This is a genomic window from Skermanella sp., assembly GCF_059503625.1.
This window is the reverse complement of the sequence record NZ_JCACHA010000244.1, coordinates 1-3177: the sequence shown is the minus strand read 5'-3', so window position 1 is coordinate 3177 and position 3177 is coordinate 1. Positions and strand designations below refer to the sequence as shown.

Annotated in this window: 5 protein-coding genes; 2 read left to right on the top strand and 3 right to left on the bottom strand. The window is 59.3% G+C overall.

All coding sequences use genetic code 11. The features are described 5' to 3' along the window. On the top strand, positions 1 to 737 hold a 737-nt coding region (locus AC5JJ6_RS05925), incomplete at its 5' end, for a response regulator (protein WP_496041156.1). 77 nt (positions 738 to 814) lie between these two features. Here AC5JJ6_RS05925 and AC5JJ6_RS05920 read toward each other — a convergent pair. Further along, complete coding sequence (locus AC5JJ6_RS05920; protein ID WP_496041155.1) at positions 815 to 1138, bottom strand: hypothetical protein; 324 nt, start codon at positions 1136 to 1138, stop codon at positions 815 to 817. A gap of 191 nt (positions 1139 to 1329) precedes the next feature. Then, positions 1330 to 1818: a hypothetical protein gene (locus AC5JJ6_RS05915; protein ID WP_496041154.1), complete on the bottom strand. Its 489-nt coding sequence runs from the start codon at positions 1816 to 1818 to the stop codon at positions 1330 to 1332. Between the two features lie 99 nt (positions 1819 to 1917). Here AC5JJ6_RS05915 and AC5JJ6_RS05910 point away from each other — a divergent pair, with 99 nt between their 5' ends. Then, complete coding sequence (locus tag AC5JJ6_RS05910) at positions 1918 to 2103, top strand: hypothetical protein (RefSeq protein ID WP_496041153.1); 186 nt, start codon at positions 1918 to 1920, stop codon at positions 2101 to 2103. Between the two features lie 587 nt (positions 2104 to 2690). Here AC5JJ6_RS05910 and AC5JJ6_RS05905 read toward each other — a convergent pair. Further along, positions 2691 to 3177 (bottom strand): DUF6398 domain-containing protein (locus AC5JJ6_RS05905; protein WP_496041152.1); only part of this gene is annotated, 487 nt, incomplete at its 5' end.

Here is a 3177-nt window from a genome sequence, read left to right as displayed (position 1 = left end):
CCACCGGAGGGAGGCTCATAGTCGAAACCGCCAACACGCACTTGGACACGGCTTACGTCGGATTGGAACCCGGAGTGCAGCCGGGCGACTACGTCATGCTGGCGGTAACCGATACCGGCACAGGCATGTCACCGGATGTCCTCACGCGGGCCTTCGAGCCCTTCTTCACGACGAAACCTGTTGGTCAGGGAACGGGGCTGGGGCTGAGCCAGCTTTACGGCTTCGTTCAGCAGTCAGGCGGGCACGTCCGGATCGAGAGTGAGGTTGGGCGGGGCACTTCGGTGAAGCTGTATTTGCCGCGTCATCATGGGGTGGAAGAGACGAGGGCCGTCGTTGATGCGCCGCCCGAGCCGCCGCCCCAAGCGCCGGGACCAGGGACCATTTTGGTGGTGGAGGACGAAGCCATCGTCCGCATGCTGCTGGTGGAGGGCTTGGAGGAGCAAGGATATATGGTGCTGGAAGCCGAGGACGGAAATGCCGCGCTGGATATCGTCGCCTCGTCGGAGCGGATCGACCTGCTGGCGACCGATGTTGGCCTGCCCGGCATCAATGGCAGGCAACTTGCGGAAATGGCCCGGTCGCAACGGCCAGACCTGAAGGTACTGTTCCTGACTGGATACGCCTACGAGGCGGCGCTGGAAAAGGAAGTGCTGAGGCCGGACACTCAGCTTCTCGGCAAGCCTGTCACCATCGAGGCGTTCTGTGCCAAGGTTCATGGAATGCTACAAAGCAGCTAAATTGCCTTGGACCATCGCTGCTCCGCGCTGCTGTCTACAGATATTGCCAGAGCGGTTATCGATCCAGTTGACGCGGGTCATCTCGCGTTCTGCCGCTCCCGCCACCAGTGCTTCAGCGCGATCCACCTATGTACAAGCCAAATTATGAAGCGCCCGACCGGCTTTCTGAGGAACGGCACGTCCTGAGCAATCAGCAGAAGGCCCACTGGAAGGAACTCAAGGCCGACGACCGGCAGGAACCACAGAAAGCCTGCAAGAATGAACAGCACGCCAATGGGAATACGAATCCAACGGGCCTTCGGATCGCGCAACCATCTGATAGCGTGTGCCACCCGGGTAGGCACCTCGCGCTCAATGTCCTCGTAGGCTTGATCAATTTCGCTGCGGTTCTCTTCTGCCATTCTGATCCCACTGGACTATCCCAACATGTAGATGCGGTAATGGTCCTGTGCAGCACGAGTTCCGAGAACAGTGCCCTCCTCAAACTCTACAGCCCAGACCAACGCCAGAACCTCTTCCGGAACTCATCTGTTATCCAACCTGATCGGTAACAGCTTTAGGTGCCCAGCACTGATCCACTACAATGCTTCATTCACGTCGCCACCAGTTTGCGCACCATCGCAACGGACACTCCGAAATCCTTCGCCACCCTTGCGGGAGCAAAGCCTGCCCTGACGGCGGCGCGGACCATACTGGCCTTCGCAGGCGGGATGTCCGGCGTTGGTGCAGCTTTACGGATTATCCTTGGAACTGTCGGGCGCGTCTGCTGCACCGCTGGAGTGGTTTCCTGGCCGCTGTCGTTCGTCTCCGCAACCAAACCAATCCCACGCCGCCGTGCCTCGCCAATCGCGATGCGGATCAAGTCTATCAGTTCGTCATTCTCAAGCTGGCCGACATCCTGCGCGAGATCGGGAAGTTGCACCCGTTGCTTCTGACGGTGTGCTCGGTGACCGTCCATTGAGGATGGCCGGTCGAAAAGAGTGAACTGTGTCTCGGCGTTGGCTGGCATGGATATGATGTGGTCCGAGAACCGGCGCTGAGCAAGGCAGTTCACGGACGATATCTTGTTCCGCTGACCCAAGCCTCCGGCCATCCGCGCACCCAGTGTTTGGGCGCGAACAGTGATCTGTAGTTCTGCGAGGATGGCAACGCGGCGCAGGGCATTCTGATGATCCCGGCCATGGTGATCATAACCGACATCTACAACAGCGGCGACTACACCTTCCACGTCCGGCCGCTGATCCGCCAGCACAAGCTTGCCAAGGTCGTCAACGACCGCTGGATCGCTAAGGGGCTGATGGTGACCGGCCGGACGGTCGAAGACGCTGCCAAGTTCAGGCTGCACTATGACTGCGACACCACGTAGCGTCGGATTGGCCTATGCCCGACCAAGAACAATACCGCCGCCCACTAATTACTATTACGTTTCGCGTAGGGATTATGCTATTCCGGTACTGGTGTCCGGCGAGGCTTTTTCACACCGTTGGGTTTCGGCGGGCTCCACACTCATTGTGAGTGTGTCCTCCCTATAAACTCCTCCGTTCCTCCTGCTGGCCGGTCGCAGGAACGGGGGATTTTTTGGTCTGCCCATTGGGGGTCAAATTCCGGGAAACCACCAACCCCGGTGAACCGTATCGAACTTTACCATGTCATCGGCCTGCATCTCGGCCGCGCCAGCTTGTGGCCGGATTTTCGGGGGGTGGCCCTCTCAGGGGCGTCGGGGAGTACCAGCCGGACAGCTTCTTGAACGCATCGCAGATTGCGAGACGTGGATCATCCTGGCCCAGCGGCGAGGGATCGCTCCACGCTACGGGCCATTACCTGTTCGACCGCCCCAGTTTATCGTTCGCCGTCCGGCTCTTCTTATCGATAAGTAATTTCGAGGCTTTCGAATGCCCTGTTTTCTAGCCTCTCAGCCAGAGGGTATGTACCTTCATCGGACTCCAGACATGATCACCCCCGGTCATCGGGAATGTACGGGATCATGCCCTTCTCGAAGGCGATTTCCTGAACCTCTCGTGGCATTTGCCGTAAGTCCACTAGATAGCCGTTCACCTCGGCCATCCAGACCAACGGATTTTTGTCCATCATACTCGGCAATGTCCATTCCGGATCGAAGGGGCGAAGTTTCAGCGCGTCCGCTATGGCGCGCGCCTTCGCACCCCCAGTGCTCGGACTGACGCCAAAGGTCGCACACACGTCACCCATCGTCATGTAGGGCGGTGTGGCCTTGTCCGACAGGAAGTTCACCTGTCCGAGAGCGTAGATGATGCCGCAGGCCCAGGAGCGTACTTGGCCCGAGGTCACTGGACTCGGCCGCTTACGGCACAGCGCCGCCGCCATGTACTGGGCCAGTTCGCGGTACTCTTCGTTGAGGTGCTGCTGACAGAACTCGTCGGTCAGCGCGACAATCTGATCGTACCGCGCCTGCATGTTCTTC